At 59.0% G+C, this 24,118-nt stretch carries 24 protein-coding genes; 17 read left to right on the top strand and 7 right to left on the bottom strand.

The window, feature by feature from the left end; all coding sequences use genetic code 11:
• Window positions 1-7 precede the first annotated feature (7 nt).
• The gene (locus tag ACB042_RS16430; protein WP_371178736.1) at window positions 8-1,984 is read left to right on the top strand and encodes a methyl-accepting chemotaxis protein; all 1,977 of its coding nucleotides are present in this window, start codon (window positions 8-10) and stop codon (window positions 1,982-1,984) included.
• A gap of 59 nt (window positions 1,985-2,043) precedes the next feature.
• On the opposite strand, the gene rfaH is transcribed toward ACB042_RS16430, so the two are convergent.
• The 4 genes from rfaH to metN all read right to left on the bottom strand — a co-directional run bounded on the left by rfaH (window position 2,044) and on the right by metN (window position 5,144).
• A complete protein-coding gene (gene rfaH, locus ACB042_RS16425) occupies window positions 2,044-2,544 on the bottom strand; it encodes a transcription/translation regulatory transformer protein RfaH (protein WP_058057235.1) in 501 nt (166 codons plus the stop codon).
• Window positions 2,545-2,640: 96 nt separating this feature from the next.
• The gene (gene metQ, locus ACB042_RS16420) at window positions 2,641-3,441 is read right to left on the bottom strand and encodes a methionine ABC transporter substrate-binding lipoprotein MetQ (RefSeq protein ID WP_005339072.1); all 801 of its coding nucleotides are present in this window, start codon (window positions 3,439-3,441) and stop codon (window positions 2,641-2,643) included.
• A 25-nt stretch (window positions 3,442-3,466) separates the two neighbouring features.
• Window positions 3,467-4,120, bottom strand: a complete 654-nt coding sequence (locus tag ACB042_RS16415; RefSeq protein WP_005339070.1) for a methionine ABC transporter permease — start codon at window positions 4,118-4,120, stop codon at window positions 3,467-3,469.
• Complete coding sequence (gene metN / locus ACB042_RS16410) at window positions 4,101-5,144, bottom strand: methionine ABC transporter ATP-binding protein MetN (protein WP_005339067.1); 1,044 nt, start codon at window positions 5,142-5,144, stop codon at window positions 4,101-4,103. The genes ACB042_RS16415 and metN overlap by 20 nt, the downstream gene beginning before the upstream one ends.
• A gap of 505 nt (window positions 5,145-5,649) precedes the next feature.
• Here metN and ACB042_RS16405 point away from each other — a divergent pair.
• Window positions 5,650-6,105: a hypothetical protein gene (locus tag ACB042_RS16405; protein WP_371178735.1), complete on the top strand. Its 456-nt coding sequence runs from the start codon at window positions 5,650-5,652 to the stop codon at window positions 6,103-6,105.
• A gap of 104 nt (window positions 6,106-6,209) precedes the next feature.
• Here the strand turns inward: ACB042_RS16405 and ppgK are convergent, their stop codons facing one another.
• Both ppgK and queG read right to left on the bottom strand, forming a co-directional pair.
• A complete protein-coding gene (ppgK, locus tag ACB042_RS16400) occupies window positions 6,210-6,950 on the bottom strand; it encodes a polyphosphate--glucose phosphotransferase (protein ID WP_005339062.1) in 741 nt (246 codons plus the stop codon).
• Between the two features lie 111 nt (window positions 6,951-7,061).
• Window positions 7,062-8,216, bottom strand: a complete 1,155-nt coding sequence (gene queG / locus ACB042_RS16395) for a tRNA epoxyqueuosine(34) reductase QueG (RefSeq protein ID WP_371178734.1) — start codon at window positions 8,214-8,216, stop codon at window positions 7,062-7,064.
• Window positions 8,217-8,276: 60 nt separating this feature from the next.
• Here queG and ACB042_RS16390 point away from each other — a divergent pair, with 60 nt between their 5' ends.
• The 11 genes from ACB042_RS16390 to ACB042_RS16340 all read left to right on the top strand — a co-directional run bounded on the left by ACB042_RS16390 (window position 8,277) and on the right by ACB042_RS16340 (window position 19,080).
• Complete coding sequence (locus ACB042_RS16390) at window positions 8,277-9,788, top strand: NAD(P)H-hydrate dehydratase (protein ID WP_371178733.1); 1,512 nt, start codon at window positions 8,277-8,279, stop codon at window positions 9,786-9,788.
• A gap of 10 nt (window positions 9,789-9,798) precedes the next feature.
• Window positions 9,799-10,272, top strand: a complete 474-nt coding sequence (gene tsaE, locus ACB042_RS16385; RefSeq protein ID WP_005339056.1) for a tRNA (adenosine(37)-N6)-threonylcarbamoyltransferase complex ATPase subunit type 1 TsaE — start codon at window positions 9,799-9,801, stop codon at window positions 10,270-10,272.
• Window positions 10,273-10,295: 23 nt separating this feature from the next.
• A complete protein-coding gene (locus ACB042_RS16380; protein ID WP_371178732.1) occupies window positions 10,296-11,984 on the top strand; it encodes an N-acetylmuramoyl-L-alanine amidase in 1,689 nt (562 codons plus the stop codon).
• A 16-nt stretch (window positions 11,985-12,000) separates the two neighbouring features.
• Window positions 12,001-12,180: a hypothetical protein gene (locus tag ACB042_RS16375; RefSeq protein ID WP_371178731.1), complete on the top strand. Its 180-nt coding sequence runs from the start codon at window positions 12,001-12,003 to the stop codon at window positions 12,178-12,180.
• A 3-nt stretch (window positions 12,181-12,183) separates the two neighbouring features.
• Complete coding sequence (mutL, locus tag ACB042_RS16370; protein ID WP_371178730.1) at window positions 12,184-14,049, top strand: DNA mismatch repair endonuclease MutL; 1,866 nt, start codon at window positions 12,184-12,186, stop codon at window positions 14,047-14,049.
• Window positions 14,039-14,968 (top strand): tRNA (adenosine(37)-N6)-dimethylallyltransferase MiaA, encoded by a 930-nt coding sequence (gene miaA, locus ACB042_RS16365; RefSeq protein ID WP_164980011.1) that lies wholly within the window; start codon window positions 14,039-14,041, stop codon window positions 14,966-14,968. Before mutL ends, miaA begins: the two co-directional genes overlap by 11 nt.
• A 72-nt stretch (window positions 14,969-15,040) precedes the next feature.
• On the top strand, window positions 15,041-15,304 hold the full coding sequence (gene hfq / locus ACB042_RS16360; protein WP_005339045.1) for an RNA chaperone Hfq: 264 nt from the start codon (window positions 15,041-15,043) through the stop codon (window positions 15,302-15,304).
• 63 nt (window positions 15,305-15,367) lie between these two features.
• Window positions 15,368-16,654 carry a ribosome rescue GTPase HflX gene (gene hflX / locus ACB042_RS16355; protein ID WP_129504674.1) on the top strand — a complete coding sequence of 429 codons (1,287 nt, stop codon included), beginning with the start codon at window positions 15,368-15,370 and terminating at the stop codon, window positions 16,652-16,654.
• A 91-nt stretch (window positions 16,655-16,745) separates the two neighbouring features.
• Entirely contained in the window at window positions 16,746-17,897 is a 1,152-nt protein-coding gene (gene hflK, locus ACB042_RS16350; protein ID WP_005339041.1) for an FtsH protease activity modulator HflK, read from the top strand.
• A 3-nt stretch (window positions 17,898-17,900) separates the two neighbouring features.
• Window positions 17,901-18,785: a protease modulator HflC gene (gene hflC / locus ACB042_RS16345; protein ID WP_005339038.1), complete on the top strand. Its 885-nt coding sequence runs from the start codon at window positions 17,901-17,903 to the stop codon at window positions 18,783-18,785.
• Window positions 18,786-18,891: 106 nt separating this feature from the next.
• Window positions 18,892-19,080, top strand: a complete 189-nt coding sequence (locus tag ACB042_RS16340) for a DUF2065 family protein (RefSeq protein WP_111900703.1) — start codon at window positions 18,892-18,894, stop codon at window positions 19,078-19,080.
• Window positions 19,081-19,161: 81 nt separating this feature from the next.
• Here ACB042_RS16340 and ispB read toward each other — a convergent pair whose 3' ends face one another.
• Window positions 19,162-20,133 (bottom strand): octaprenyl diphosphate synthase, encoded by a 972-nt coding sequence (gene ispB, locus ACB042_RS16335; RefSeq protein ID WP_088870077.1) that lies wholly within the window; start codon window positions 20,131-20,133, stop codon window positions 19,162-19,164.
• 242 nt (window positions 20,134-20,375) lie between these two features.
• On the opposite strand from ispB, the gene rplU reads away from it, so the two are divergent.
• The 4 genes from rplU to ACB042_RS16315 all read left to right on the top strand — a co-directional run bounded on the left by rplU (window position 20,376) and on the right by ACB042_RS16315 (window position 24,102).
• Entirely contained in the window at window positions 20,376-20,687 is a 312-nt protein-coding gene (gene rplU / locus ACB042_RS16330) for a 50S ribosomal protein L21 (RefSeq protein WP_005304210.1), read from the top strand.
• A gap of 17 nt (window positions 20,688-20,704) precedes the next feature.
• Complete coding sequence (gene rpmA, locus ACB042_RS16325) at window positions 20,705-20,962, top strand: 50S ribosomal protein L27 (RefSeq protein WP_005339028.1); 258 nt, start codon at window positions 20,705-20,707, stop codon at window positions 20,960-20,962.
• A 200-nt stretch (window positions 20,963-21,162) separates the two neighbouring features.
• Window positions 21,163-22,365 carry an Obg family GTPase CgtA gene (gene cgtA, locus ACB042_RS16320; RefSeq protein WP_005339026.1) on the top strand — a complete coding sequence of 401 codons (1,203 nt, stop codon included), beginning with the start codon at window positions 21,163-21,165 and terminating at the stop codon, window positions 22,363-22,365.
• Between the two features lie 366 nt (window positions 22,366-22,731).
• On the top strand, window positions 22,732-24,102 hold the full coding sequence (locus ACB042_RS16315; RefSeq protein ID WP_064338715.1) for a YjiH family protein: 1,371 nt from the start codon (window positions 22,732-22,734) through the stop codon (window positions 24,100-24,102).
• Window positions 24,103-24,118: the final 16 nt, after the last annotated feature.

The raw sequence follows: 24,118 nt of genomic DNA, 5'->3' as shown, positions 1-24,118 counted from the left end.
GATGTTCATGAAAATCTCAAGCAAGTTGCTGCTCAGCTTCGGTTTTATCAACCTGCTGATCCTGCTCTCCTCCACGCTGGTCTATTACCGGCTGACCCAGATCAATCAGGCCCAACACACCCTGCTGGAGCAGGCGCTGCCCGCCCTGCAGCGGGATGAAACGAGCCAGAAGGCGCTGGTTGCCACCGTTTCCGCCTTGCGTGGCTATCTTATCCTCGGCAAGGATCCGGCTCAGGCTTCCCGCCTCAAGCAGGAGTGGGAGTCGGCCTGGCAGGCCATTGCCCATCAGGCCTTCAGTCCGGCGCTCGCCAAGTCTCTCGAGACCTTCAAAAGCCATCAGGAGAAGGTGTGGACCATCGCCCAGAGTGAAGAGAATCTGCCCGCTCACACCCTGATGCTGCAGGAGGCGGGGCCGCTGGCGGAGGCTGCGCTCGATCAGCTGCAATCCTTTGCCAATGAAGAAGTTGGCACTCCGCAGGATCAACTCTCCGGCGATCGCCGCATGCTGCTCAAACAGGTGGGAGATGCCTACAACAGCCTCGCCAACGCCCTCTCTGCCCTGAGGGATTTTCTTATCTCAGGCGATCCCGAATACCGCAGCAAATATCAGGATTACTACCAGTTTCATCAGCAGCGGGTGGCTGAGGTTAAGCAGCAAGCCGCGCTCTTTACCGACACCCAGCAGAGCCTCTGGCAGCTGTTTGAAGAGATGGCGACCCCCTTCTCCGAGCTGGTGGGGCAGGTGATCGAGAAACGCCAGGCGCCGGATTGGGATCAGGCAAACTACCTGATGGCCACCGACATCGAGCCGATGCAGTCCAGCCTCAGCGAGCAGCTGGTCCAGCAGGTGGGGAAAACCCGTGCCGAGGTGGATCAGATTTCGGCGCAGATGACCGGAGCCGGGAGGGCTATCAACCAGACACTGCTGTTGGCTACCGGCAGCGCCATCGTGCTTGGCATGGTGGTCGCATGGCTCTTTAGTCGCCGTCTGACCCGTGACATTGCCTGTCTGGTGACCCGGGCGGGGCTGGTTGCGGATGGCCGGCTGGCGGCCGAGCCCTTGCCAATCACAGGGCAGGATGAGTTGGGAGAATTGACTGGTTCCATCAACCGGATGTCTGCCCAGTTACATCATCTGGTCGGGGAGTTGCAGGGCGCAGTGGGGCAGGTCGAGGTGGCCTGTCTCGATGTGGGCAGCACTACCAGAGCCATAGTGGCGGATCTGACGGAGCAGGATCAGCGGGTCGATGCGGTGGCGGCGGCTATCGATCAGATGTCAGTGAGTGCTCGTGATGTGGCTGGCAACATTGCCGGTGTGGCGGATGGAGCCCATCAGGTGCGGCAGCAGACCCGTCAGGGAGAGGCCGCGCTGGCACGAATGAGCGATACCATGCAGCAGATTGCCACCATGATTGGGCAGGCCAACGAGGCCATGGGGCTGTTGGAGCATCAGAGTGAACAGGTGGGGCAGATCACCGAGGTGATCGCCACCATTGCGGAGCAGACCAACCTGCTGGCCCTCAATGCGGCGATCGAGGCGGCACGGGCAGGTGAGCAGGGGCGCGGTTTTGCGGTGGTGGCCGATGAGGTACGCCAGCTGGCGACCCGCACCCATCAATCAACCGCCGAGATCAGCCAGACTATTGCGGCCATCTCCCAGCAGACTCGCCAGACGGTAAGTACCGTCAGCAGCGGTACCCGGTTGGTAGAGCAAGGGCGGGATGCTGTTGGATTGGTGACCGATACCCTGAGTGCCATGAACCAGCTGGTTCAGTCGCTGTCGGGCCAGCTGGAGGCCATTTCGGTGGCAACCGAGCAGCAGTCGCGGGTGGCCGCCGAGGTATCCGGGACGGTCGACGACATTGCCGCGCTCAGTCGGCAATCTTGTCAGCGTAGTCAGCAGGGGGAGGAGATCGTAGCCAGACTGGCGGGCGATACCGGCAAGCTGAAGGCGGTCATCGCCCGCTTTGATCTTGATGCGTGAGATGGCGGGATTATCCCGCCATTGCTATTGCCATTCACCGAGCCGTCTGGCCCGTGGGTTTAGTCCAGACGTCTGAAGGTGTGGTTGTCGAAGCTGCTGGTGGTCTCCCGGTTGAGCAGGCTGACCAGCAAAATCGCCCGTTTCTCTCCATCCGGCTCCATATAGATGGCTTCGAAGCCGGCAAGCGGCCCCTCTTCAATCAGAACCTTGTCGCCCGAGCAGGGCAGGTTAGCGTAGCTGGCTCTCGCCTCATCGCTGTCATCGCGACTCATCAGCTGATAGACCAGCTTGCTGCTGATGGGGGTCCATTCACTGCCAAAGTGGATGATCCGGCTGATGCCGCGGGTCGATTTCAGGGTGACCGGTGTCACCTCTTCCAAATCAACGAAGATAAACAGATAGTTGGGGAACATGGGTTCCCGTACCGGAACTCGCTTGCCCCGGCGCAGCTTCTCAATCTCCACCATGGGGTAATAGGATTCGATACCCTGGGCATCGAGGTGGGCGCGGGCGCGGGCCTCTTCTTTTGGCTTGCAGTAGGCCAGATACCATTTTTTCATGTTATGAGTATGTTCGTGTTGCCGTGCTCGCGGATATGATAGCGGCGCCAATAAAAAAGGCCACGCATTGCGTGGCCTTTTTTGCCGAGTGAGCAATTACCAACCTTTTACCAGGCCGCCTTTGAACAGCTCGAGACCTTTCTTGTAGACATCATCGGTCTGGAAAGCTTGTACGAACTGTTTGACCTTCTCGTCATCCTTGTTGTTGTCGCGGGCGACGATCAGGTTGACGTAGGGGGACTCTTTGTCCTCAACAAACAGGCCGTTCTCGGTCGGGGTCAGACCAATCTGACCGGCGAAGGTGTTGTTGATGATGGCTAAGTCCACGTCTTCCAGCGAGCGCGGCAGTTGGGCTGCTTCCAGCTCGACAATCTTGAAGTTGCGCGGGTTGCTGGCGATATCCAGCACGGTGGCTTCCAGACCGGCGCCATCCTTCAGGGTGATCAGGCCCTGTTTGGCCAGCAGGATCAGGGAGCGACCCAGGTTGGTCGGATCGTTCGGTACCGCGATCTGAGCGCCATCTTGCAGCTCGCTCAGCGCCTTGATCTTCTTGGAGTAACCGGCAATCGGGTAGACGAAGGTGTTGCCAACCGGCACCAGCTTGAAGCCGCGATCACGTACTTGCGCATCCAGATAGGGTTTGTGCTGGAAAGCGTTGACGTCGATGCTGCCATCGTTCAGCGCCACGTTCGGGGTGACGTAGTCGGAGAAGTTGACCACCTCGACTGTCAGACCGTATTTCTCTTTGGCTACCTTGGCAGCCACTTCAACCAGTTCGGTCTCCGGGCCGGCAATAGCGCCCACTTTCAGAACCTTGCTCTCTTCTTTTTGACCGCAACCGGCCAGAACCAGACCAGCCAGCAGGGCAGCCGCAACGGATTTGATGCCAAATTTCATAAAACCTCCTGTCAGAAATCGACGATTAACGATGATCACATTTGTTGACCAGGCGCTCACCCGCGCTCTGGATAAGTTGAACCAGTACTACCAGGATAACCACGGTCACCAGCATGACAGTCGGGTCAAAGCGCTGATAACCATAACGAATACCCACATCCCCCAGACCACCGCCACCGATAGCCCCGGCCATGGCCGAGTAGTTCACCAGAGTGACGAGGGTAATGGTGACACTGTTGAGGATGCCGGGCAGAGCCTCGGGCAGCAGCACCTTGGTGATAATTTGCAGCGGCTTGGCGCCCATCGCCTTGGCTGCTTCCAGCAGGCCGTCCGGCACTTCCATCAGGGCCCCTTCCACCAGACGGGCGATGAAGGGGATGCAACCGACAGTCAGCGGCACGATGGCAGCGATGGTGCCGATACTGGTGCCGACAATCAGCCGGGTTAGCGGAATGATGGCGACCAGCAGGATGATAAAGGGCACCGAGCGACCCACGTTGACCACCATACCCAGAGTACGGTTGAGCAAGGGGTTGGCCAGGATCTGGCCGGCTTTGGTCACATGCAGCGCCACGCCGAGCGGCAGGCCGAGCAGGCAGCCAAACAGGGCGGAGGCAAACACCATGATAAGGGTGTCGCCCAGGGCCGTGATGAGCAGATTAATCATGGCTTCGGACATAACCCATTACCTCCAGCTGAATGTGATTGTCGATGAGGAACTGCTGGGTCGCCTCGCACTGGGCTTCATCTCCGAACAGCTCGGCCAGCAGGAAACCGAATTTGACGCCACCGGCGTACTCGATGTCGGCGCTCAGAATGCTGATATCGATATTGAAACGGCGGCTCGCCTCGGAGATCAGCGGCGTATCGACCGTGCTGCCGGTAAAGCCAAGCTTCACCAGCGGGTAGCTGCCCGGCACCCGCTCGCTGCTCATCCGATCCTGATACTCCTGGGGTACTTCCAGGTGGATGGTGGAGTGGATGAAGTCACGGGCCAGCTGGGTCTTGGCGTTGCTGAAGAACCAGGCCACTTCCCCCTGCTCGATCAGGCGACCATCGCTGATGATGGCCACTTCGTCACAGATCCCTTTCACCACATCCATCTCGTGGGTAATGAGCAGGATGGTGAGCCCCAGCTTGACGTTGATCTCCTTGAGCAGGGTCAGGATCGAGCGGGTGGTCTGCGGGTCGAGGGCCGAGGTGGCCTCGTCGCAGAGCAGCACCTTGGGGGCCGGTGCCAGTGCGCGGGCAATGGCGACCCGCTGCTTCTGACCGCCGGAAAGCTCGGACGGATAGGCCTGGGCACGGGCTTCCAGCCCGACCAGTGCCAGCAGCTCGGCAACCCGTTGCTGGATCTTCTCTTTGCTCCAGCCTGCCAGCTCCAGTGGAAAGGCGATGTTGGCAAACACGGTGCGGGAGGCAAGCAGGTTGAAGTGCTGGAAAATCATCCCGATCTGGCGGCGAGCCTGGGTCAGATCCCGTTCGCTCAGGGCGACCAGATCCTGGCCATCGACAATCACCTGGCCCTCTGTCGGGCGCTCCAGCAGGTTGACACAACGAATGAGGGTACTCTTGCCGGCACCGGAGGCACCGATCACCCCGAAAATTTTGCCTTGGGGTACATGCAGACTCACATCACGCAGGGCGTGCACGGCGTCACTGCCTGTACCGTAGACTTTGTTGAGACCGATCAACTTAATCATGGATTCTTCCGTGCTAACAGCCTTAAAGCACAGGGCGCTACAGGCGGGGAAATTGGGCAGAGGTTCCACTGGGTTACTCTGTCATCATGGAGGATGATGCTAAGATGTCTGGATGGCTATGTCAATGCATGTTTTTACGTCTAGACGTCTAAAAAAGTGATAAGGATTTCTGTCAGGCGGATAACAATCAGGATGGTATTGTTGCTCTGCCAGATCCTGTTTCGTTCCTGCGGCAGATAACCGAATTAAAGATTGTTTATACACGGTAAATGCTGGTTTTATTAGTGTGTCAGCCCGTTTCTGTTCACATCTGCTGTCGAGCTTAATGCTCCTCCATCGTTACACAAATTGCTGCACAAATCGTTCCCTATTCGTGACCGGATCACCTGATCGCCACTTTGTCGGCGTCAACCTTGATGCAGCGCAAGGGGGGCTCGGATAGGGATTGGGTCGGCTGCGCTTGTTTTTTATACTGATGATGCCGACAAGCATGGAGGGCAGTGCGATGAGATTCCAACAGATCAAAGAGTTGCTGCACTATCTTGAACAGGTTCACCACCAACTCGGGCTCTGTTACGGGCGTTTGACCAGTCAGGTGGACAGCGAGCGCAGCCGGATGTTGCTGGTCTATCTGCAAGGGCGTGAGGATGCGGCCAGTGCCCATCTGCACGAATATGCCGCTCAACTGGGAGAGGCGATCAGGGAGACCTGGCTGAACCAGAGTTTCAGCGAGGACATGCTGCCTGCCATTACCCGCTTCGAGCTGCCGGCATCAGTCCAGACCCAGAATATCGTCACTCAGGTATGCCGCTGGGAAGAGCAGCTGGTGGGCGAGCTGAGCCATCTGGCACGGGAGTGCCCGACACCGGCCACCACCGCTTTGCTCGAGAATCTGGCCGGGCTGGAGCAGACCCGCCTGACTCGGCTGGTGCACGGGGTGCATCGACTCGACGACATGTAACGGGTGATAAGCACCAAACACGCAAGATGACCGCAAAACAAAAGGGCCCGGCAGCAGTGCCGGGCCCTTTCCATTGGTATCTGCTGACTTGCAGTGAGCGTCGGTTAGCCCTGCTGCTCGGCCGCGTAGAGGGCGGCCCCGATAATGCCCGCCTGATTGAGGCTGGCCGCCGGAATAAGCGGCGCCCGGGTCTCGATGCGATCGACAAACTTATCCAGCTTGGCTGCGCTGCCGCCCCCCAGAATGAAGAGGTCGGGGGAGAAGAGAAACTCGAGGCGCGCCAGATATTTGTTGAAGCGCTTGCCCCAGCGGTTCCAGGAGAGATCTTCCCGTTTGCGCGCCGCATCGGAGCAGTAGTGCTCGGCGACCATTCCTTCCAGCATCAGATGGCCCAGCTCGGTGTTGGGCAGCAGATGGCCGTTGACGAAGATGGCGGTGCCGATGCCGGTGCCGACCGTGATGAGGATGATGACCCCCTTGCGATCCTTGCCGGCGCCAAAGCGCATCTCGGCCAGACCGGCGGCGTCAGCATCATTCAGCACATAGCAGGGCTTGCCGGTGACATCGGCAAACAGATGCTCGGCATCGGTTTCGATCCAGCTCTTGTCGATGTTGGCGGCACTCTTGGCAACCCCGTTGTGGATGGTGGCAGGAAAACCGCAGCCCACCGGTCCTTTCCAGTCGAAATGTTCGACCAGCGCCTTGAGGGTATGGGCGATGGCGGCCGGGGTGGCCGGTTGCGGTGTGGCAATGCGATGGCGCTCGCCAATCAATTCGCCGGTTTTGGTATCGACCAGACAGCCCTTGATCCCTGAGCCTCCAATATCCACTCCCAACATATGCATCTGTGTTGTCCTTGTTGTGTGCCGAGCAGTTTGCAGTGACCACGCTGTTATGGGCACCGCAGGTCGGCAGAGCATGAAAAAAGTGCTGCAATCCGGCAAGGGGCAGATCACTTATGCGTGATCCGACAGACCTTTTTCGATGCAGCGGATCAGCAAACGGGTCTTCTTGTTCTCTTCATCCTGACGCCGGGCAAGGGTGGTCAGCGCCCATTCGATATGTTCGGCCACCATGGGCTCGGCGGTGGTCAGCCCCAGTTGCAGAGCCGCGATCACCTCGGGGGTCGCCGGGCCATTGCCAAGGGCGACTGCCAGATTGCGGCGCCAGCGTTGATAGCCGATGCGGCGGATCGGGCTCCCCTCGGTTTGTTTGAGGAAATCGCTCTCGCTCCAGTACCACAGCGCCAGCAGGGGCGGGCGGTGCAGGCTGGGGCGGGGGCTAAAATCGGGTTCCGGGCTGGCATCGGCGTAGCGATTCCAGGGGCAGATAAGCTGGCAGTCGTCGCAGCCGTAGATGCGGTTGCCCATCAAGGGCCTGAACTCTTCCGGAATAGGGCCGTCATTCTCGATGGTGAGATAGGAGATGCAGCGGCGGCCATCTACCACATAGGGGGCGACAATGGCGCCGGTCGGGCAGATGTTGATGCAGGCGACGCACTTGCCGCACTGCTCCTTCTCCACTGGCTGGTCGAGCGGCAGCGGCAGGTTGAGCAACAGCTCACCGAGAAAGAAGAAGGAGCCGGCCGATTCGTTGAGCAGCAGTGAGTGTTTGCCAACCCAGCCTAGGCCCGCCTTGGCTGCCAGTGGCCGCTCGAGGATGGGGGCGGAGTCGACGAAGGGGCGCCACTCACCCAAGGTCTCTTCAGTGCCTTGAAACAGCTCGGCGCAGCGCGCTTCAATGCGATCACCCAGCTGTTTGAGCCGGTTGCGCAGCACCTTGTGGTAGTCACGGCCGAGGGCATAGCGGCTGATATAGCCGAGGGTCGGATCGCGCAGGGTGGCAGCAAAGCCCGCCTCGAACGGCAGGTAGTTCATCCGCACCGACAACACCCGCACCGTGCCCGGCAGCAGCTCGTGGGGGCGCGCCCGCATCATGCCGTGGCGCGCCATGTAATCCATGCTGCCGTGATAGCCCGCATCCAGCCAGGCCTGCAATCTCGGCTCTTCGATACGCAGGTCGGTGTCGGTGATGCCCGCCTGGTCAAATCCTAGCTCCCGTGCCCAGAGCTTGATATCGTGGGCCAGCTGGTGGAAGTCAGGAGCGCTCATGCGGCTTGGCCTGGCTGGCGTTTGCTGGCGTGGGTCGATTGATAAGAGGCGGGAGCCGTCATGGTAGAGATCATCAGGGGCGCGTTGGGCACAAAAGAGGGGGGCAGTTTACCACAGGGGCTGTGGCAGACTGAACAGATCCGCGCACTGGAGCTCAACTGGGCCGCGCGTGAGGGGCAACCTCTCTATGCCCTGATGGAGCGAGCAGGTGCTGCGTTGCGCACCTATGCCACCCTGCATTGGCCCGACAGTCGCTGCTGGTGGATCTTCGTCGGCCCCGGTAATAACGGCGGTGATGGCTATGTGCTGGCCCGCCTTGCCCGCCAGATTGGCATCGAGGTGGTGGTGATTGCCGCCAGAGCACCCGAACAACTGAAGGGGGATGCCAGACGGGCCGCCGATGAGTGGCTGGCGGCCGGTGGCCGGGTCTGGCTGGCCGAGCAGTTTGATAAGGACCAGCACTCCACCCCGGATCTGGTGGTCGATGCCCTGCTTGGCACCGGCGTCAACACGTCCCTCTCGCCACTACTGACAAAGATCGTCGCAACAATCAATGGCCTGACTGTGCCCGTGCTGGCGGTGGATCTCCCCTCCGGCCTCAACGGCGATACCGGCCGTGCCATGGGGGCCGTGGTGCAGGCCACTCGCACCCTCACCTTTATCGGTATCAAGCAGGGGATGCTCACCGGCGACGGGGTGGATTGCGTCGGCCAGCTCGACTGTGATCCCCTTGGTGTCACGCCTGATGACACTATGCTGCCCGCCGCCTGGCGTATCGATTATCCGCTGCTCTGCACGCAGCTGACCCCGCGCCCGCGCGCTTCCCACAAGGGCTCTTATGGCAAGGTGCTGCTGGTGGGGGGCAATCGCGGCATGCAGGGGGCCATCGTGCTGGCGGCCCGCGCCTGCCTGCGGGCGGGGGCCGGGCTGGTGCGGGTGTGTCAGCATCCGGAGCATCCGCCGGTCAGCCTCTATCAACCCGAGCTGATGAGCCTCACCAGCGTTGATGACGAGGGGTGGGCGTCGGTGCGGGTCATCGGCCCCGGGCTCGGTCAGGATGAGTGGGGAAACGCGCAAATCGCTCGTAATCTCACCGATCGGCTGCCACTGGTTTTGGACGCCGATGGATTGAATTGGCTGGCGCAATCTCCCCGCCATCAGGATAATTGGGTGCTCACGCCCCATCCCGGCGAAGCGGCGCGCCTGCTGGGATGCACCATTGCCGAGATTGAAACCGACCGGTTTGCCGCCGTGCAGGCGCTGCAGCGGCGTTATGGCGGTGTGGTGTTGTTAAAAGGGGCGGGAACACTTATTTATGACGGCGAGCGGGTCGCTCTCTGTTGTGAAGGCAATCCCGGCATGGCAAGTGGCGGCATGGGCGATCTGTTATCTGGTATAATCGCCGCCCTTTTGGCCCAGGGCTGGTCTGCCACCATGGCAAGCTGGCTGGGCGCCGTGATCCACGGTGAGGCTGCAGATCAGGCCGCCGCTGACGGCGAGCGGGGCATGCTGGCGTCAGACTTGCTGCCCCTGATCCGCAAACTGGTTAATCCCGACACCATTACAAGTTAAAAAGAAGAACATGGCAAAACAGTTGATGATGACACTGCCGGACGAGGCAGCAACCGTGGCACTGGGTGGCCGTCTGGCACAGGCCTGCCAGCAGGCGACCACTGTGTTTTTGCATGGTACGCTTGGCGCCGGTAAAACCACCCTGACCCGCGGCTGGGTGCAGGGCCTTGGCCATCAGGGCAAGGTAAAAAGTCCGACTTACACCTTGGTCGAACCCTATGAGCTCGATGGCTGGCAGGTCTACCATTTTGATCTCTATCGCCTGGCTGATCCGGAAGAGCTGGAATTCATGGGCATTCGGGACTATTTTGCCGCCAACACTCTCTGTCTGGTGGAGTGGTCCGAGAAGGGCGAGGGCTGGTTACCGGCTCCCGACCTGGAAATTACCCTCACTTATGTAGGCGAGCAGCGCGAGGTTCTGATAGAGGCTCGCACTGCTATTGGCGAAGCCATTCTGGAACGGTTGTCATCTACGTGCGCTTGATCCTTGTTATTGCTCTCTCCTTGATGGCGTTACCCTCTTGGGCGAATCAGCTCAAGAGCGTACGAATCTGGCCATCACCGGATAACACCCGGGTGGTGCTCGATATGAGCAGCGCCCCAAATTACAACTACTTCACCCTCACCGGCCCGGATCGGCTGGTGATCGATCTGAAAGGGGCGAGCAACGCCGCCAATCTGGCCCGGATCGAGAACAACAGCGAACTGGTGCGCAAGATCCGCCAGAGTACACCGCTGGAGAAGGGCGGTCTGCGGCTGGTGATGGATCTCAGCTCCGCCATCAAGCCGGTGGTCTTTCCGCTGGCGCCAGCCGGGCCCTATGGCCACCGTCTGGTCATCGACCTCCCTTATGAAGAGAAGCGCTCGGCGGCTGCGGTGCAATCCACGCCTGTTGGTGGCAAGGGCAAAGGGGTGGTGATTGCTATCGACCCGGGCCACGGCGGGGAAGACCCGGGCTCCATCGGCCCGCGCCGTACCTACGAGAAGCGGGTGACGCTGGCGGTCTCCCAGAAGCTGGCTGCACTGATCGACCGCGAGCCGGGGATGCGCGCCGTGATGACCCGTCGTGGCGACTATTTCGTCGACCTCAACAAGCGTTCCGAGATTGCCCGCAAGGCTAAGGCGGATCTGCTGGTGTCGGTCCATGCGGACAGCTTCCACAACTCCACTCCGCGCGGCGCCTCGGTCTGGGTCCTCTCGACCAACCGTGCCAACCGCGAGATGGGCAGTTGGCTGGAGAAGCAGGAGAAGCAGGGCGAGCTGCTGGGCGGTGTCGGCAAGGTGTTGGCGGAATCTGATCCCAACCCCTATCTGGCGCAGACCTTCCTCGACCTCTCCATGGACAAGTCCCGTGCCGAAGGATATGACGTCAGCCGCCAGATCCTGCGCTCCATGGGCAAGGTCGCCCGACTGCACAAGAAGGCGCCGGAGCACGCCAGTCTGGCGGTGCTGAAGGCGCCGGATATTCCCTCGGTGCTGGTGGAGACCGGTTTTATCTCCAACCATGCGGAGGAGAAGCTGCTGGCTACCGCCAGCTATCAGGACCAGCTGGCCCGCGCCATCTTCGAGGGGATCCGCAACTACTACCGCGCCCACCCGACCAAGGGGGCCATGCTGACTGGCAAAGGGCAGGTGAGCCAACCTGCCGCTACTCGCCCTGCACCGGTAGCCCGGCAGTCGGTGAGCCAGCCCAGGCAGGCACAGTCGCAGCCGGTAGTGACCAACAAGATGCCCGCTACTGCCCGCGACAGCGGCACGGGGAGCGGCTCTGGTGCCGGGGTGATCAAGCCTTACTCGGCGGCAGCGCAAGAGAGCGGTGCACCGGTCAGCAGTGTGGGCGACTATGACAAATCGCGGATGCTCCGCCATGTGGTCAAACGGGGCGAGAGCCTCTCTCGCCTTGCCGAGAAGCATGGGGTGAGTCAGTCCACTCTGGTGGAGATCAACCAGCTGCGCAGCCGGGATATACAGATTGGTCAAACAATTTATATTCCCCAGCAAGGGCAGAGCCGCAGTGCCGCCCCCGTTCGCAGTGATGACAAGTCGCAGATGATCCGCCATGTGGTCAAGCGGGGCGAGAGTCTCTCCCGCCTTGCCGAGAAACATGGGGTGAGTCAGGCTCGGCTGGTAGAGATCAACAAGCTCAAGTCGCGGAATATTCAGGTAGGGCAGGTGCTCTACATTCCGCAAAACTGACGCGCGGGAGCGGGCGATGCCGCTCCCGCTGTTAGCGAATACCATCCGCAAGATTGAAATTCAGGAGCAAGTGATGCCGATCCGTATATTGCCCCCTATCCTTGCCAACCAGATTCCGGTTGGTGGAGAGGTGGTGGATCGGCCCTCCTGGAGCCTTAAGAGACTGACCATCCGCAAGATAGAAATTCAGGAGTAAATGATGCCGATCCGTATTTTGCCACCCATTCTGGCCAACCAGATTGCAGCCGGAGAGGTGGTGGAGCGGCCCTCTTCTGTGGTGAAAGAGCTGGTGGAGAACAGCCTGGATGCGGGGGCCGACCGGGTCGAGATCGACATCGACAAGGGGGGAGCCAAGCTGATCCGCATCCGTGACAACGGTTGTGGCGTCGCCAAAGATGAGCTGGTGCTGGCGCTGTCGCGTCATGCGACCTCCAAGGTGGCCACGCTGGACGATCTGGAAGGGATCAACAGCCTCGGTTTTCGTGGCGAGGCGCTCGCCTCAATCAGCTCGGTCTCCCGTCTCACCTTCACCTCCCGTACTGCAGATCAGTCCGAAGCCTGGCAAGCCCAGGCGGAAGGGCGGGAGATGAGCGTCACCATCAAGCCGGCGGCCCATCCGGTGGGCACCACGGTGGAGGTGGTGGATCTCTTCTTCAATACCCCCGCGCGGCGCAAGTTCATGCGCAGCGAAAAGACCGAGTTTGCCCATATCGACGAGCTGGTGCGCCGCATCGCGCTCTCCCGCTTCGATGCCACCCTGATCCTGCGCCACAATGGCAAGGTGGTGCGCCAGTACAAGGCCGCCAATACCGTGCCGGAGCAGGAGCGTCGCCTCGCCGCCGTTTGCGGCACCCCCTTCATGCACCATGCGCTGGCGGTGGAGAGCGAGCATAGCGACGTGCGGTTGTGGGGCTGGTTGGCGACTCCGGAGGGGGCAAGACCGCAGAACGACCTGCAATACACCTATGTCAACGGCCGGATGATGCGCGACAAGCTCATCAATCACGCCATTCGTCAGGCCTATGACGAGTTGTTGCCTCCCGACCGCTTCGCCGCCTATGTGCTCTATATCGAGCTGGATCCCCGTCAGGTGGATGTCAACGTACACCCGGCCAAGCATGAGGTGCGCTTCCATCAGGCGCGACTGATCCACGACTTTATCTTTCAGGCGCTGTTTACTGCGCTGCGCCGCGAAGGAGTCAGCGCAGCTCATCAGGACGCGCCGCTGGCCGAAACCCTGGTCGAGCTGCCGGTTAGTCCGCAGATCGAATATCCCGGTCAGGCGCCACGCCCGGAGTGGTACGGTGCCGAGCACAGCTACCGGGCACCTGCACAGGTGCGGGAGGGAGGCGGTGGGGCTGGCCGAGCCAGCAATTATCAACCGTCCGAGCCCCCAAGCCGGGAGGCGATGCGCGGCATGGGCGCTCTGCTCACTACGCTGCCTATCGCAACTGAGGCTGCTCCTGCGCAGCCCACTGAGCCAGTGCCGTCACCCAAACAGGGGGGATGTCGCGCCCTGACACTGGTGGAGCAGGCTTACCTGTTGATCGAGCGGGATAATCAGCTGGCGCTGCTCTCGCTGGTACGCGCCGAGCGGGTGCTGCTGCGCCACTGGCTGCTGGAGACCTGGGGTCAGGGGCTGGCGGCCCAGCCACTGTTGCTGCCGGTCTCCTTCAAATTGCCGAAGAATTTGATCGCGCTGGTGACCGAGCAGGAGCGTTTGCTGAAACGGATGGGGCTGGAGTTGAAAAGCGGGGGGCGTGACACCATGATCCTGACTCGGGTGCCGGCTCTGCTGCGCCAGACCGATCTGGTTCGTCTGTTACCCGAATTGCTGCAAATTATCGAGGGCGGATCTGACAGTGATGCTGGTCAGCAGGCTGAAGTATTATGCCAATGGCTGGTGGAGCAGGGGATAAGCCGCGAGAAGATATACGATTTTTCAACTGCCAGTCGTCTGCTGACGGAACTTGTGACCGATTTCAGTGACCAACTGGCAGACATTCGCATGGTGCGCCCTCTTTCGCTGGCGACCGTGCTGGAGGAGTTTGAACATGGCGAGTGACTTGCCGACCGCAATTTTTCTGATGGGGCCGACGGCCTCCGGCAAGACGGATCTCGCCATTGAACTGTGCCAGGCATTGCCTTGCGACATCATCAGCGTCGATTCTGCGCTGATCTATCGCGGCATGGATATAGGTACGGCCAAGCCGACCGCCGATGAACTGGCACGTGCCCCGCACCGGCTGATCGATATTCTTGATCCCGCTGTGAGTTATTCGGCAGCCGATTTTTGCAAGGATGCCCTGCGGGAGATGAAAGAGATCGCCGGCCGCGGCCGCATTCCGCTGCTGGTGGGCGGCACAATGCTCTATTTCAAGGCGCTGCTGGAGGGATTGTCCCCGCTGCCCTCTGCCGATCCCGCCATTCGTGCCGGGATTGAGGAAGAGGCTGCCCGCCTCGGTTGGCAGGCGCTGCACGATGAGCTGGTGCGCATCGACCCGGTGGCCGGTGCGCGGATCCACCCCAATGACCCGCAACGACTCTCCCGGGCGCTGGAGGTCTACCGCATCAGCGGCAAGACCCTTACCGAGCTGACGCAGGTGCAGGGGGAGGGCTTGCCCTATCGGGTGCAGCAGTTTGCCATCGCCCCGAGCGATCGCGCCGTGCTGCATCAGCGGATCGAACAACGCTTTGACAAGATGCTGCAAGGCGGCTTTGAACAGGAGGTTCGTGCGCTGATGGCGCGCGGCGATCTGCACCCGGATCTCCCCTCCATTCGCTGTGTGGGTTATCGCCAAATGTGGGACTACCTGTGCGGTGAAGTGGGGTATGATGAGATGCGTTATCGTGGCATTGTTGCCACACGCCAATTGGCAAAACGACAGATGACCTGGTTGCGCGGCTGGCCCGATGTGACCTGGTTGGAATCTGGTGAGTCTGGCAATCTCGACCGCGTGCTTGCTCGCGCTGGTGCGGCTTGACACTCCCTGTATAATCAGGTTGTTATATTGATATTCGGTGTTTAAAAACAACAAACTATAAGGAAAAGAAAAATGGCTAAGGGGCAATCTCTCCAAGACCCGTTTTTGAATGCGCTGCGCCGTGAGCGGATTCCTGTTTCTATCTATTTGGTGAACGGCATCAAACTGCAAGGTCAGATCGAGTCTTTTGACCAGTTTGTTATCCTGCTGAAAAACACCGTGAGCCAGATGGTTTACAAGCACGCCATCTCGACTGTCGTACCGGCCCGTGCCGTCAATCATCACCAGCCCACTCCGGGTGGCGCGGCTGATGAACAGGGTGATGCCGAGGCGTGATATCCCTGGGCGAGTCGACTCGCCAACTCAGATTCATCATGATTCCTGTTAAGGAGCAAGCGCTTGTTTGACCGTTATGCAGCTGGCGAACAGGCCGTTCTGGTGCATGTCAACTTCAGTGATGAGGGTGAGCGGGAGGATCTGGAAGAGCTCAAGATGTTGGTGAGCTCGGCCGGAGTCAATGCGCTGGGGGTAATTACCACCAGTCGCAGTGCGCCCAGTGCCAAATTTTTTGTCGGCAGTGGCAAGGCTGAAGAGATCGCGTCCCAAGTCCAGATGCTGGATGCCGACGTCGTCATCTTCAACCATGCCCTGACCCCTGCCCAGGAGCGCAACCTGGAGCGTCTGTTCCAGTGCCGGGTGGTGGACCGAACCGGCCTGATCCTCGATATCTTTGCCCAGCGCGCCCGTACCCACGAAGGTAAACTGCAGGTCGAACTGGCCCAGTTGCGCCATCTTTCCACTCGTCTGGTGCGAGGCTGGACCCACCTTGAGCGTCAAAAGGGCGGGATCGGTCTGCGTGGCCCGGGTGAAACCCAGCTTGAAACTGACCGACGTCTGCTGCGGGAACGCATCAAGGCGATTTTGCGTCGGCTCGACAAGGTGGCCAAGCAGCGGGAGCAGGGACGTCGTGCCCGCAACCGCAACGAAGTGCCGACGGTGTCACTGGTTGGTTATACCAACGCCGGAAAGTCCACTTTGTTCAACCAACTTACAGCTGCCAGCGTGTATGCTGCCGACCAATTGTTCGCAACTCTGGATCCCACCCTGCGTAAACTGGTGATCCGGGATGTGGGTGATGTGATTTTGGCTGATACAGTTGGATTTATTCGACACTTGCCCCATGATCTGGTCGCGGCCTTCAAGGCGACCCTGCAGGAGACCCGTGAAGCGGATCTGCTGCTGCATGTGGTGGACTGTGCCGATGAGCAGATGCAGGAGAATATCGACTCCGTGCAGCAGGTGTTGGCCGAGATCGAAGCCGATGACAGGCCCCAGCTGATGATCTGCAACAAGATCGACAAGCTGGCGGATCGTCCGGCAGGTCTGGAGCGAGATGACGAGGGGCGCCCGTTGCGCGTCTGGTTGTCGGCCCAGACTGGTGAAGGTTGTGAGCATCTGTTTACGGCGCTGACCGAATTGCTGGCTGGCTCCATGGTGCATCATACCCTGCAGTTGCCTCCTTCTGCCGCGAGATTGCGCAGTGCGCTCTATCAGCTGAAAGGGATTGAGCAGGAAGGTTTTAGCGAGGAGGGTGATTTCGTGCTGGAAGTCCGCTTGCAAGTGGCCGACTGGAACCGCCTCGTGAAACAGGAAGGTGAGAGTTTACAACGCTTTATCAGGCATTGATTCGTTGATGAAGATGAACCCTTAGGGGCTTCGCGACGTATGACGGCCCGATAGAGATGATATCCATCCGCATGTATTAATGGAGACGCTGATGGCTTGGAATGAGCCTGGTAACAACGGCAAAGACCGTGACCCTTGGGGGAATAACGGCAAGAATCAGGGACCCCCTGATCTGGATGAAATGCTGCGCAAAGTGAGTCGCCGTTTCGGTGGCTTGTTTGGTGGCGGCAAATCTGGTGGCGATGTAGGTCGCTTTGGTATCTCCATCGCGCTGGTTGTCGCTGTGGTGGTGTGGGTCGTCAGCGGCTTCTACACCATTCGCGAAGCGGAGCGTGGTGCCGTGCTGCGGTTTGGCAAGTTTTCCCATATTGTCGAGCCGGGCCTGCGCTGGAAGCCGACCTTTATCGATCAGGTGATCCCGGTGGACGTCGAGTCCGTGCGCTCCCTGCCTGCCTCCGGTTTCATGCTGACTCAGGATGAGAACGTGGTACGGGTCGAGATGGACGTGCAGTACCGTGTGGTCAATCCCGAGCAGTATCTGTTCAGCGTGACCAATGCCGACGAGAGTCTGGGTCAGGCCACCGATAGCGCCCTGCGCTATGTAGTTGGTCATACCCGGATGGATGACGTCCTGACTACCGGTCGTGAGAAGGTGCGTCAGGAGACCTGGCAGGTGATCGATGGCATCATCGAGCCTTACCAGATGGGTCTGCAGATCGTCGACGTCAACTTCCTGCCGGCGCGTCCGCCGGAAGAGGTGAAAGACGCCTTTGATGATGCCATCTCCGCTCAGGAAGATGAACAGCGCTTCATTCGTGAAGCAGAAGCCTATGCCCGTGAAGTGGAGCCCAAGGCCCGTGGTCAGGTGAAGCGTCTGGAGCAGGAAGCGGAAGCTTACAAGTCCCAGATCGTGTTGAAAGCCCAGGGTGAAGTTGCTCGCTTCAACGAGCTGCTGCCCCAGTATCTGGCTGCCCCCGAGCTGACCCGTGAGCGTATCTATCTGGAAACGATGGAAGAGCTCTATCAGCAGGCCAACAAGGTGGTGGTCGACATGCCGGCTGGCAACAACAGCATGATCTACCTGCCGCTCGACAAGCTGTCCGGCAAGCCGAAGGCTGCCCAGTCTGATCGTGCCACTGTCGCCCCGGTCACAGAGCAGGTCCCCGTTTCCAACGAGGGTGCCAACTCTACCCCGACAATGCCGCTGCGTAGCGGTGACCGCTTCAGCTCAGGGAGAAACTGATAGATGAAAAAGCTAGCTATTGGTGCAATCGCTGTCGCGGCCATGGTCTGCTTCTCCTCTGTCTTTATCGTTGATGAAGGTCAGAAGGGGATTGTGGTGCAGTTTGGCAAGGTGAAGCGGGTTGACTCCGGTGAACCCCGCCTCTATGAGCCGGGCCTGCATTTCAAGGTGCCGCTCATCGACCAGGTTCGCAAGATGGATGCCCGCATCCAGACCATTGACAGCCAGGCCGACCGTTTTGTCACCTCCGAGAAGAAAGACCTGATCATCGACTCCTACGTGAAGTGGAAGATCGAGGACTTCTCCAAGTACTATCTGGCAACCGGTGGTGGCAACAAGCTGCAGGCTGAAGATCTGCTCAAACGCAAGATCAATAACGGTCTGCGTTCCGAGATCGGTAACCGCACCATCAAGGACATCGTCTCCGGTGAGCGCAGTACCGTGATGGAAGATGCCCTGAAGAAGATGGCGCGCTCCTCCGAGCTCGGTATCAAGGTGGTGGATGTGCGGATCAAGCAGATCAACCTGCCGGTGGAAGTCTCCAACTCCATCTACCAGCGGATGCGCGCCGAGCGTACCGCAGTCGCCCGTGAGCACCGCTCTCAGGGTCGCGAGAAGGCTGAAATCCTGCGTGCCGATATCGACCGCAAGGTAACCGTCATGATCGCTGACGCCGAGAGTAACGCTCGCCAGCTGCGCGGTGAAGGGGATGCGGAAGCCGCCAAGATCTATGCCGACAGCTACAAGAAAGACCCCGAGTTTTTCAGCTTCGTGCGTAGCATGGAGGCCTATCGCAAGAGCTTTGCCGGTGGCAACGACCTGATGGTGTTGAAGCCGGACAGCGAGTTCTTCCGTTACCTCAAGTCTCCTCACGGCACCAAGCAGTAATCGCCACGAGGTCACATTCAAAGGGTCTGCATTGTCAGACCCTTTTTGTTTTTGGTGCCAATGCCAGCCGTCGACCCAGGGGGCTGGTTGCATTGAAGGAGGTCGGATGCTGACATCCATGCTGATGGGGTTGGGATTGCTGCTGTTGTTCGAGGGGCTAGGCCCGTTGTTGATGCCCAGGGCATGGCAGCAGATGTTGCGGCTGCTTAGCGATCAGCCAGCGGAGCAGTTGCGCCGTATCGGCGGCTCGCTAGTGGTGGCAGGTAGCGTGATCCTCTGGATGCTGAGTCGCTGAGTCTGGCGCAATACACTGTCCAGCAGATAGCAGACAATAAAAAAGAGGCCGAAGGCCTCTTTTTTCATCCATGTCGTTTACTCAGGCACTGCGCTGCACGGCCATGTGCGCCAGTGTTTCCAGCGCCTGTTTGTGCGGGGTGTCAGGCAGGATAGCGAGGGCGGCAATGGCCTTGTCGGCCTCTTCCCTGGCACGCATGCGGGAGTACTCCAGCGCGCCAGTACGGTCGAGAATGCCGAGGATCTGCTCAAGATGCTCCATACCGTTGCGGTGCTCGATGGCATCGCGCACCAGCTGGCGCTCTTCCGGCGTACCCACTTCCATGGCGCGCAGCAGCGGCAGGGTCGGTTTGCCTTCGGCCAGATCGTCGCCGACGTTCTTGCCCATCTCTTCGCTCTGGGAGCAGTAGTCCATCACGTCATCGATGATCTGGAACGCGGTGCCCAGATACTTGCCGTAATCGGTCATGGCCTGTTCGACGGGCTCGGGCTGATGGGTCAGCACGGCGGCAAGGCGAGTGGCGGCCTCGAACAGCTTGGCGGTCTTGCAGTAGATGACCGTCATGTAGCTCTCTTCGGTGGTATCCGGGTCGTTGCAGTTCATCAGCTGCAACACTTCCCCTTCGGCGATGGTGTTGGTGGCATCCGAGAGGATCTCCATCACCCGCAGGTTGGAGAGTTCGGCCATCATCTGGAAGGAGCGGCTATAGAGGTAGTCACCGACCAGCACGCTGGCGGCATTGCCAAACATGGCGTTGGCGGTCTCCCTGCCACGGCGCAGGTCGGATTCGTCGACCACGTCGTCATGCAGCAGGGTAGAGGTGTGAATGAATTCGATGATGGCGGCCAGTTTCAGGTGATCCTCACCCTCATAGCCCAGCGCACGCGCAGCCATCACGGTCAGCATGGGGCGCATCCGTTTCCCGCCGGCGCTGACAATGTAGAAACCCAGCTGATTAATCAGACTAACGTCGGACTGGAGTCGGGCCAGGATCAGTTCATTGACCGCCGTCATGTCGGCGGCACAGAGCGCACGGATAGTCTGTTGGTCCATAAGTCTCGTAACGTGACAGCAGCAATAACTGCGATTTTAGTAATGGCAGGGATTCTACACGATTTCACAATGGGTTACAGTTAGGCGTTTATCCACGGCGGCAGATATGCGCACAAAATAAACTTTTTGCTAAATTGGCCTTGCCTGAGCAGATCGATTTGCGTAGAATGCCCGCCCATTGTTATAGGTTTTTGCGCATGTCTAGCCTTGAGCAAAAGACATGCCTTTACGGAGTTAATCAAATGTACGCGGTATTCCAAAGCGGCGGAAAACAACACCGTGTGGCCGAAGGTCAAATCGTTCGTCTGGAAAAGCTGAACGTTGAGACTGGCGCTACCATCGACTTCAACGAAGTTCTGATGGTTGCTGCAGGCGACACTTTTAAAGTAGGTGCTCCTTTCGTTGAAGGTGGCAAGGTTGTAGCTGAAGTTGTGGCTCACGGCCGTGGCGAGAAAGTGACTATCGTCAAGTTCCGTCGTCGTAAGCACCATCGTAAGCAAGCGGGCCACCGTCAGTGGTTCACTGAAGTCAAAATCACTGGCATCAGCGCTTAATTAGAGGAGTCCGATAAATGGCACACAAAAAAGCTGGCGGTTCATCCCGCAACGGTCGCGATTCTGAAGCTAAACGCCTGGGCGTGAAGCGTTTCGGCGGCGAAACAGTTCTGGCTGGCAGCATCATCGTTCGTCAACGTGGTACCAAGTTCCACGCTGGTACCAACGTTGGTCTGGGCAAGGATCACACCCTGTTCGCTACCGCGACTGGTAAAATCCTGTTCGAAGTTAAAGGTCCGCTGAATCGTAAGTACGTTAGCATCGTTGCTGAGTAATTACGGACCGCAAGGATCCGAAGCCCCGCCAACAGGCGGGGCTTTTGTTTTTCTGACGTCTTTCTGATGTCGTTGACGAAAAAACGGAACGCAGCTGACTTTGGCTCTGACGGGCATGATTGGCAAGATGCGTATCGCCCGCAGGGGTCTGTACCACTATAATTGCGTATCGGTTTTTCGAATTAAGGTGACGGTTACCTATGAAGTTTGTTGATGAAGTCCAGATTCGAGTCGATGCCGGTGACGGTGGTAACGGTTGTGTAAGCTTTCGCCGTGAAAAATATATTCCCAACGGTGGTCCGGACGGCGGTGACGGCGGTGACGGTGGCGACGTATATCTGATCGCCGACGAGAACCTCAATACCCTGATCGACTACCGTTTCGAGCGCTTCCATGCTGCCGAGCGCGGTGAGAATGGCCAGAGCGCCAACTGTACCGGTCGCCGCGGCAAGGACAAGATCCTGCGTGTGCCGGTCGGTACCCGAGCGACCGATGAAGATACCGGTGAACTGCTGGGGGATCTGACCCACCACGAGCAGAAGCTGCTGGTTGCCAAAGGTGGTTTCCACGGTCTGGGGAACACCCGCTTCAAGAGCTCCGTCAACCGTGCTCCCCGCCAGAAGAGTAACGGTACTCCGGGTGAAGTGCGTACCCTGAAGCTGGAGCTGCTGCTGCTGGCCGATGTCGGCATGCTGGGTCTGCCCAACGCAGGCAAGTCTACCTTTATTCGCGCCGTGTCTGCGGCTCGCCCGAAAGTAGCTGATTACCCCTTCACTACCCTGGTACCGAACCTGGGTGTGGTGCGTGGCGAGAACTCCCGCTCCTTCGTGATCGCCGATATCCCGGGTCTGATCGAAGGCGCTGCCGAAGGCGCAGGCCTGGGTATCCGCTTCCTGAAACACCTCGAGCGTTGCCGCGTGCTGATCCACCTGGTGGATATCTGCCCGGTTGATGGTTCCGATCCTGCTGAAAATGCCGTGACCATCGTCAAGGAACTGGAGAAGTACAGCCCGGAACTGGCTGGCAAGCCGCGCTGGTTGGTGTTTAACAAGATGGACCTGATCCTGGAAGAAGAAGCCCAGGAGGTGATGGATCGCGTCAAGGCGGCCCTGAACCACGAAGGTCCGGTCTATGCCATTACTGCCATCAGCAAGGAAGGCACCAAGAAGGTCTGCTACGACATTCTGGATCTACTGGATACCATGCCCCGTCAGCTGGCGGAAGATGCCAAAGACGCCATCGAGAAGGTGGAGTTCAAGTGGGACGACTACCACAAGAACCAGTTGGCCAAGGCTGAAGCGGAAGCACTGGCTGCCTCTCTTGCCTTCGATGAAGGGCTTGATGATGACGATTGGGATGACGACGAAGATGATGGCGTTGAAGTCATCTACGTCCGTGACTGATCCCCGTCACTCTCATTGAAAACCGGAGCCTGAACAGGCTCCGGTTTTTTTATGTCTATCGAGCAGCAACTCATTAGATATATTTGTGATGTCACTTATTGCCTGCCACTGATAACCGATTATACTGCCCACCAAAATTAACAATAACGAAACAATCATCTGGCGATGTCGATTGAATCGATATGCGCCGCTGTATCTTATTGTTTTAATGGAAGGTTTGCCTGTGGAAATATTTATGCGCAGATTTCTGCCTTAAGGGCTTGTTTGTGCATTTTTTTAGAGTATTCTTGCGCCCGTTTTGCCGGTTAATGCATGAATACGCAGGTTGGCCGGGCTAGGGAAAAGTAACATTAGGGCAGTCATATCATGTTGGAAAAGAGTCTCGAAGCACCTGCGGTCAATACTCGCCGTAATTTGTTGATGTTTCTGGTTCCGTCACTTATCGGGATCCTGCTGTTCATGACGCCGGTCGTCTATGACGGTAACGTCACCATCCCGGTGGCCGTGCTTGCCAAGCTGGTACAGCGCGTTTTTGCCGATTATCTGGTCGCCATGGTCAGTGCGGTGATCACCACCACCATGCTGATGACGCTGATTGCCTGGCTGTTCAAGCCAGCGATTCTGGTGCGTCGTCCTTTCCTCAACAGTTTGTTCAATGTCTCCCCTTTCTGGGCCTGCGTGCGGGTATTGGGCGGTATCTTCGTGCTGCTGACCTTCTTCCAGGTGGGGCCTGAGGTGCTTTACTCCGGCGCAACCGGTGGACTGGTGCTCAACGATCTGCTGCCGGTGCTGTTCTCGGTCTTCATTTTTGCCGGCCTGCTGCTGCCTTTGCTGCTCGATTTCGGGCTGCTGGAATTTGTCGGCACCATGATGACCCGCATCATGCGTCCGGTGTTCCGGTTGCCGGGTCGCTCCGCAGTGGACTGCTTTGCCTCCTGGCTTGGCGATGGCAGCGTCGGCATCCTGCTGACCAGCAAGCAGTACGAAGGGAAGTTCTACACCCAGCGTGAAGCCGCGGTGATTGGCACCACCTTCTCTGCGGTCTCAATCACCTTCTGTCTGGTGGTGATCTCCCAGGTGAAGCTGGAGCACATGTTTGTCCCCTTTTACCTGACCGTCTGTCTGGCGGGGGTGGTCGCCGCTATCGTGGTGCCGCGTTTGCCGCCACTTTGCTGGAAGAAGGACATCTATGCCGATGGCACTCCCCTGTGCCGCAAGCAGGAAGCCGTGCCGCACCAGCACAGCGTGATGAGCTATGGTTTCGAGCGTGCCCTGACCAAGGCTGACAGCATGACTGATCTCGGCGCCGTCGCGCGGGAAGGGGTGAAGAATGCACTGGATATGGTGTTTGGCGTGCTGCCGGTGGTGATGGCTATAGGTACCTGTGCCCTGATGCTGGCCGAACATACCCCTATCTTCAACTGGCTTGGCGCTCCGTTCGTCCCCTTGCTGGAGCTGCTGCAACTGCCGGAGGCGGAAGCGGCGTCCAAGACCATCATGGTCGGTTTTGCCGACATGTTCATTCCGGCGGTGCTGGCCTCGACCATCGAGAGTGACATGACCCGCTTCGTGATTGCCGCCATGTCGGTGACCCAGCTGATCTATATGTCGGAAGTGGGCGCCCTGCTGCTGGGCAGCAAGATCCCGGTCAAGCTGTGGGAGCTGTTCGTTATCTTCCTGCTGCGCACTCTGGTTACCTTGCCGGTTATTGCCGGGGTGGCACACCTGCTGTTTTAAGGGCGCAGCGCAGTGA

Origin of the sequence: Aeromonas sp. S13(2024) (assembly GCF_041402405.1) — a bacterium.
Classification (GTDB): domain Bacteria; phylum Pseudomonadota; class Gammaproteobacteria; order Enterobacterales; family Aeromonadaceae; genus Aeromonas; species Aeromonas veronii.
The sequence above is the reverse complement of the archived record's forward strand: the minus strand, read 5'-3'. Positions and strand labels throughout refer to the sequence as shown.

What these genes read in the sequence shown, in the direction of transcription:
- ACB042_RS16430 (WP_371178736.1), top strand. Translation starts at nt 8, where the DNA reads ATGAAAATCTCAAGCAAGTTGCTGCTCAGCTTCGGTTTTATCAACCTG.
- rfaH (WP_058057235.1), bottom strand. Translation starts at nt 2,544, where the DNA reads ATGAAAAAATGGTATCTGGCCTACTGCAAGCCAAAAGAAGAGGCCCGC.
- metQ (WP_005339072.1), bottom strand. Translation starts at nt 3,441, where the DNA reads ATGAAATTTGGCATCAAATCCGTTGCGGCTGCCCTGCTGGCTGGTCTG.
- ACB042_RS16415 (WP_005339070.1), bottom strand. Translation starts at nt 4,120, where the DNA reads ATGTCCGAAGCCATGATTAATCTGCTCATCACGGCCCTGGGCGACACC.
- metN (WP_005339067.1), bottom strand. Translation starts at nt 5,144, where the DNA reads ATGATTAAGTTGATCGGTCTCAACAAAGTCTACGGTACAGGCAGTGAC.
- ACB042_RS16405 (WP_371178735.1), top strand. Translation starts at nt 5,650, where the DNA reads ATGAGATTCCAACAGATCAAAGAGTTGCTGCACTATCTTGAACAGGTT.
- ppgK (WP_005339062.1), bottom strand. Translation starts at nt 6,950, where the DNA reads ATGCATATGTTGGGAGTGGATATTGGAGGCTCAGGGATCAAGGGCTGT.
- queG (WP_371178734.1), bottom strand. Translation starts at nt 8,216, where the DNA reads ATGAGCGCTCCTGACTTCCACCAGCTGGCCCACGATATCAAGCTCTGG.
- ACB042_RS16390 (WP_371178733.1), top strand. Translation starts at nt 8,277, where the DNA reads ATGGTAGAGATCATCAGGGGCGCGTTGGGCACAAAAGAGGGGGGCAGT.
- tsaE (WP_005339056.1), top strand. Translation starts at nt 9,799, where the DNA reads ATGGCAAAACAGTTGATGATGACACTGCCGGACGAGGCAGCAACCGTG.
- ACB042_RS16380 (WP_371178732.1), top strand. Translation starts at nt 10,296, where the DNA reads ATGGCGTTACCCTCTTGGGCGAATCAGCTCAAGAGCGTACGAATCTGG.
- ACB042_RS16375 (WP_371178731.1), top strand. Translation starts at nt 12,001, where the DNA reads ATGCCGCTCCCGCTGTTAGCGAATACCATCCGCAAGATTGAAATTCAG.
- mutL (WP_371178730.1), top strand. Translation starts at nt 12,184, where the DNA reads ATGCCGATCCGTATTTTGCCACCCATTCTGGCCAACCAGATTGCAGCC.
- miaA (WP_164980011.1), top strand. Translation starts at nt 14,039, where the DNA reads ATGGCGAGTGACTTGCCGACCGCAATTTTTCTGATGGGGCCGACGGCC.
- hfq (WP_005339045.1), top strand. Translation starts at nt 15,041, where the DNA reads ATGGCTAAGGGGCAATCTCTCCAAGACCCGTTTTTGAATGCGCTGCGC.
- hflK (WP_005339041.1), top strand. Translation starts at nt 16,746, where the DNA reads ATGGCTTGGAATGAGCCTGGTAACAACGGCAAAGACCGTGACCCTTGG.
- hflC (WP_005339038.1), top strand. Translation starts at nt 17,901, where the DNA reads ATGAAAAAGCTAGCTATTGGTGCAATCGCTGTCGCGGCCATGGTCTGC.
- ACB042_RS16340 (WP_111900703.1), top strand. Translation starts at nt 18,892, where the DNA reads ATGCTGACATCCATGCTGATGGGGTTGGGATTGCTGCTGTTGTTCGAG.
- ispB (WP_088870077.1), bottom strand. Translation starts at nt 20,133, where the DNA reads ATGGACCAACAGACTATCCGTGCGCTCTGTGCCGCCGACATGACGGCG.
- rplU (WP_005304210.1), top strand. Translation starts at nt 20,376, where the DNA reads ATGTACGCGGTATTCCAAAGCGGCGGAAAACAACACCGTGTGGCCGAA.
- rpmA (WP_005339028.1), top strand. Translation starts at nt 20,705, where the DNA reads ATGGCACACAAAAAAGCTGGCGGTTCATCCCGCAACGGTCGCGATTCT.
- cgtA (WP_005339026.1), top strand. Translation starts at nt 21,163, where the DNA reads ATGAAGTTTGTTGATGAAGTCCAGATTCGAGTCGATGCCGGTGACGGT.
- ACB042_RS16315 (WP_064338715.1), top strand. Translation starts at nt 22,732, where the DNA reads ATGTTGGAAAAGAGTCTCGAAGCACCTGCGGTCAATACTCGCCGTAAT.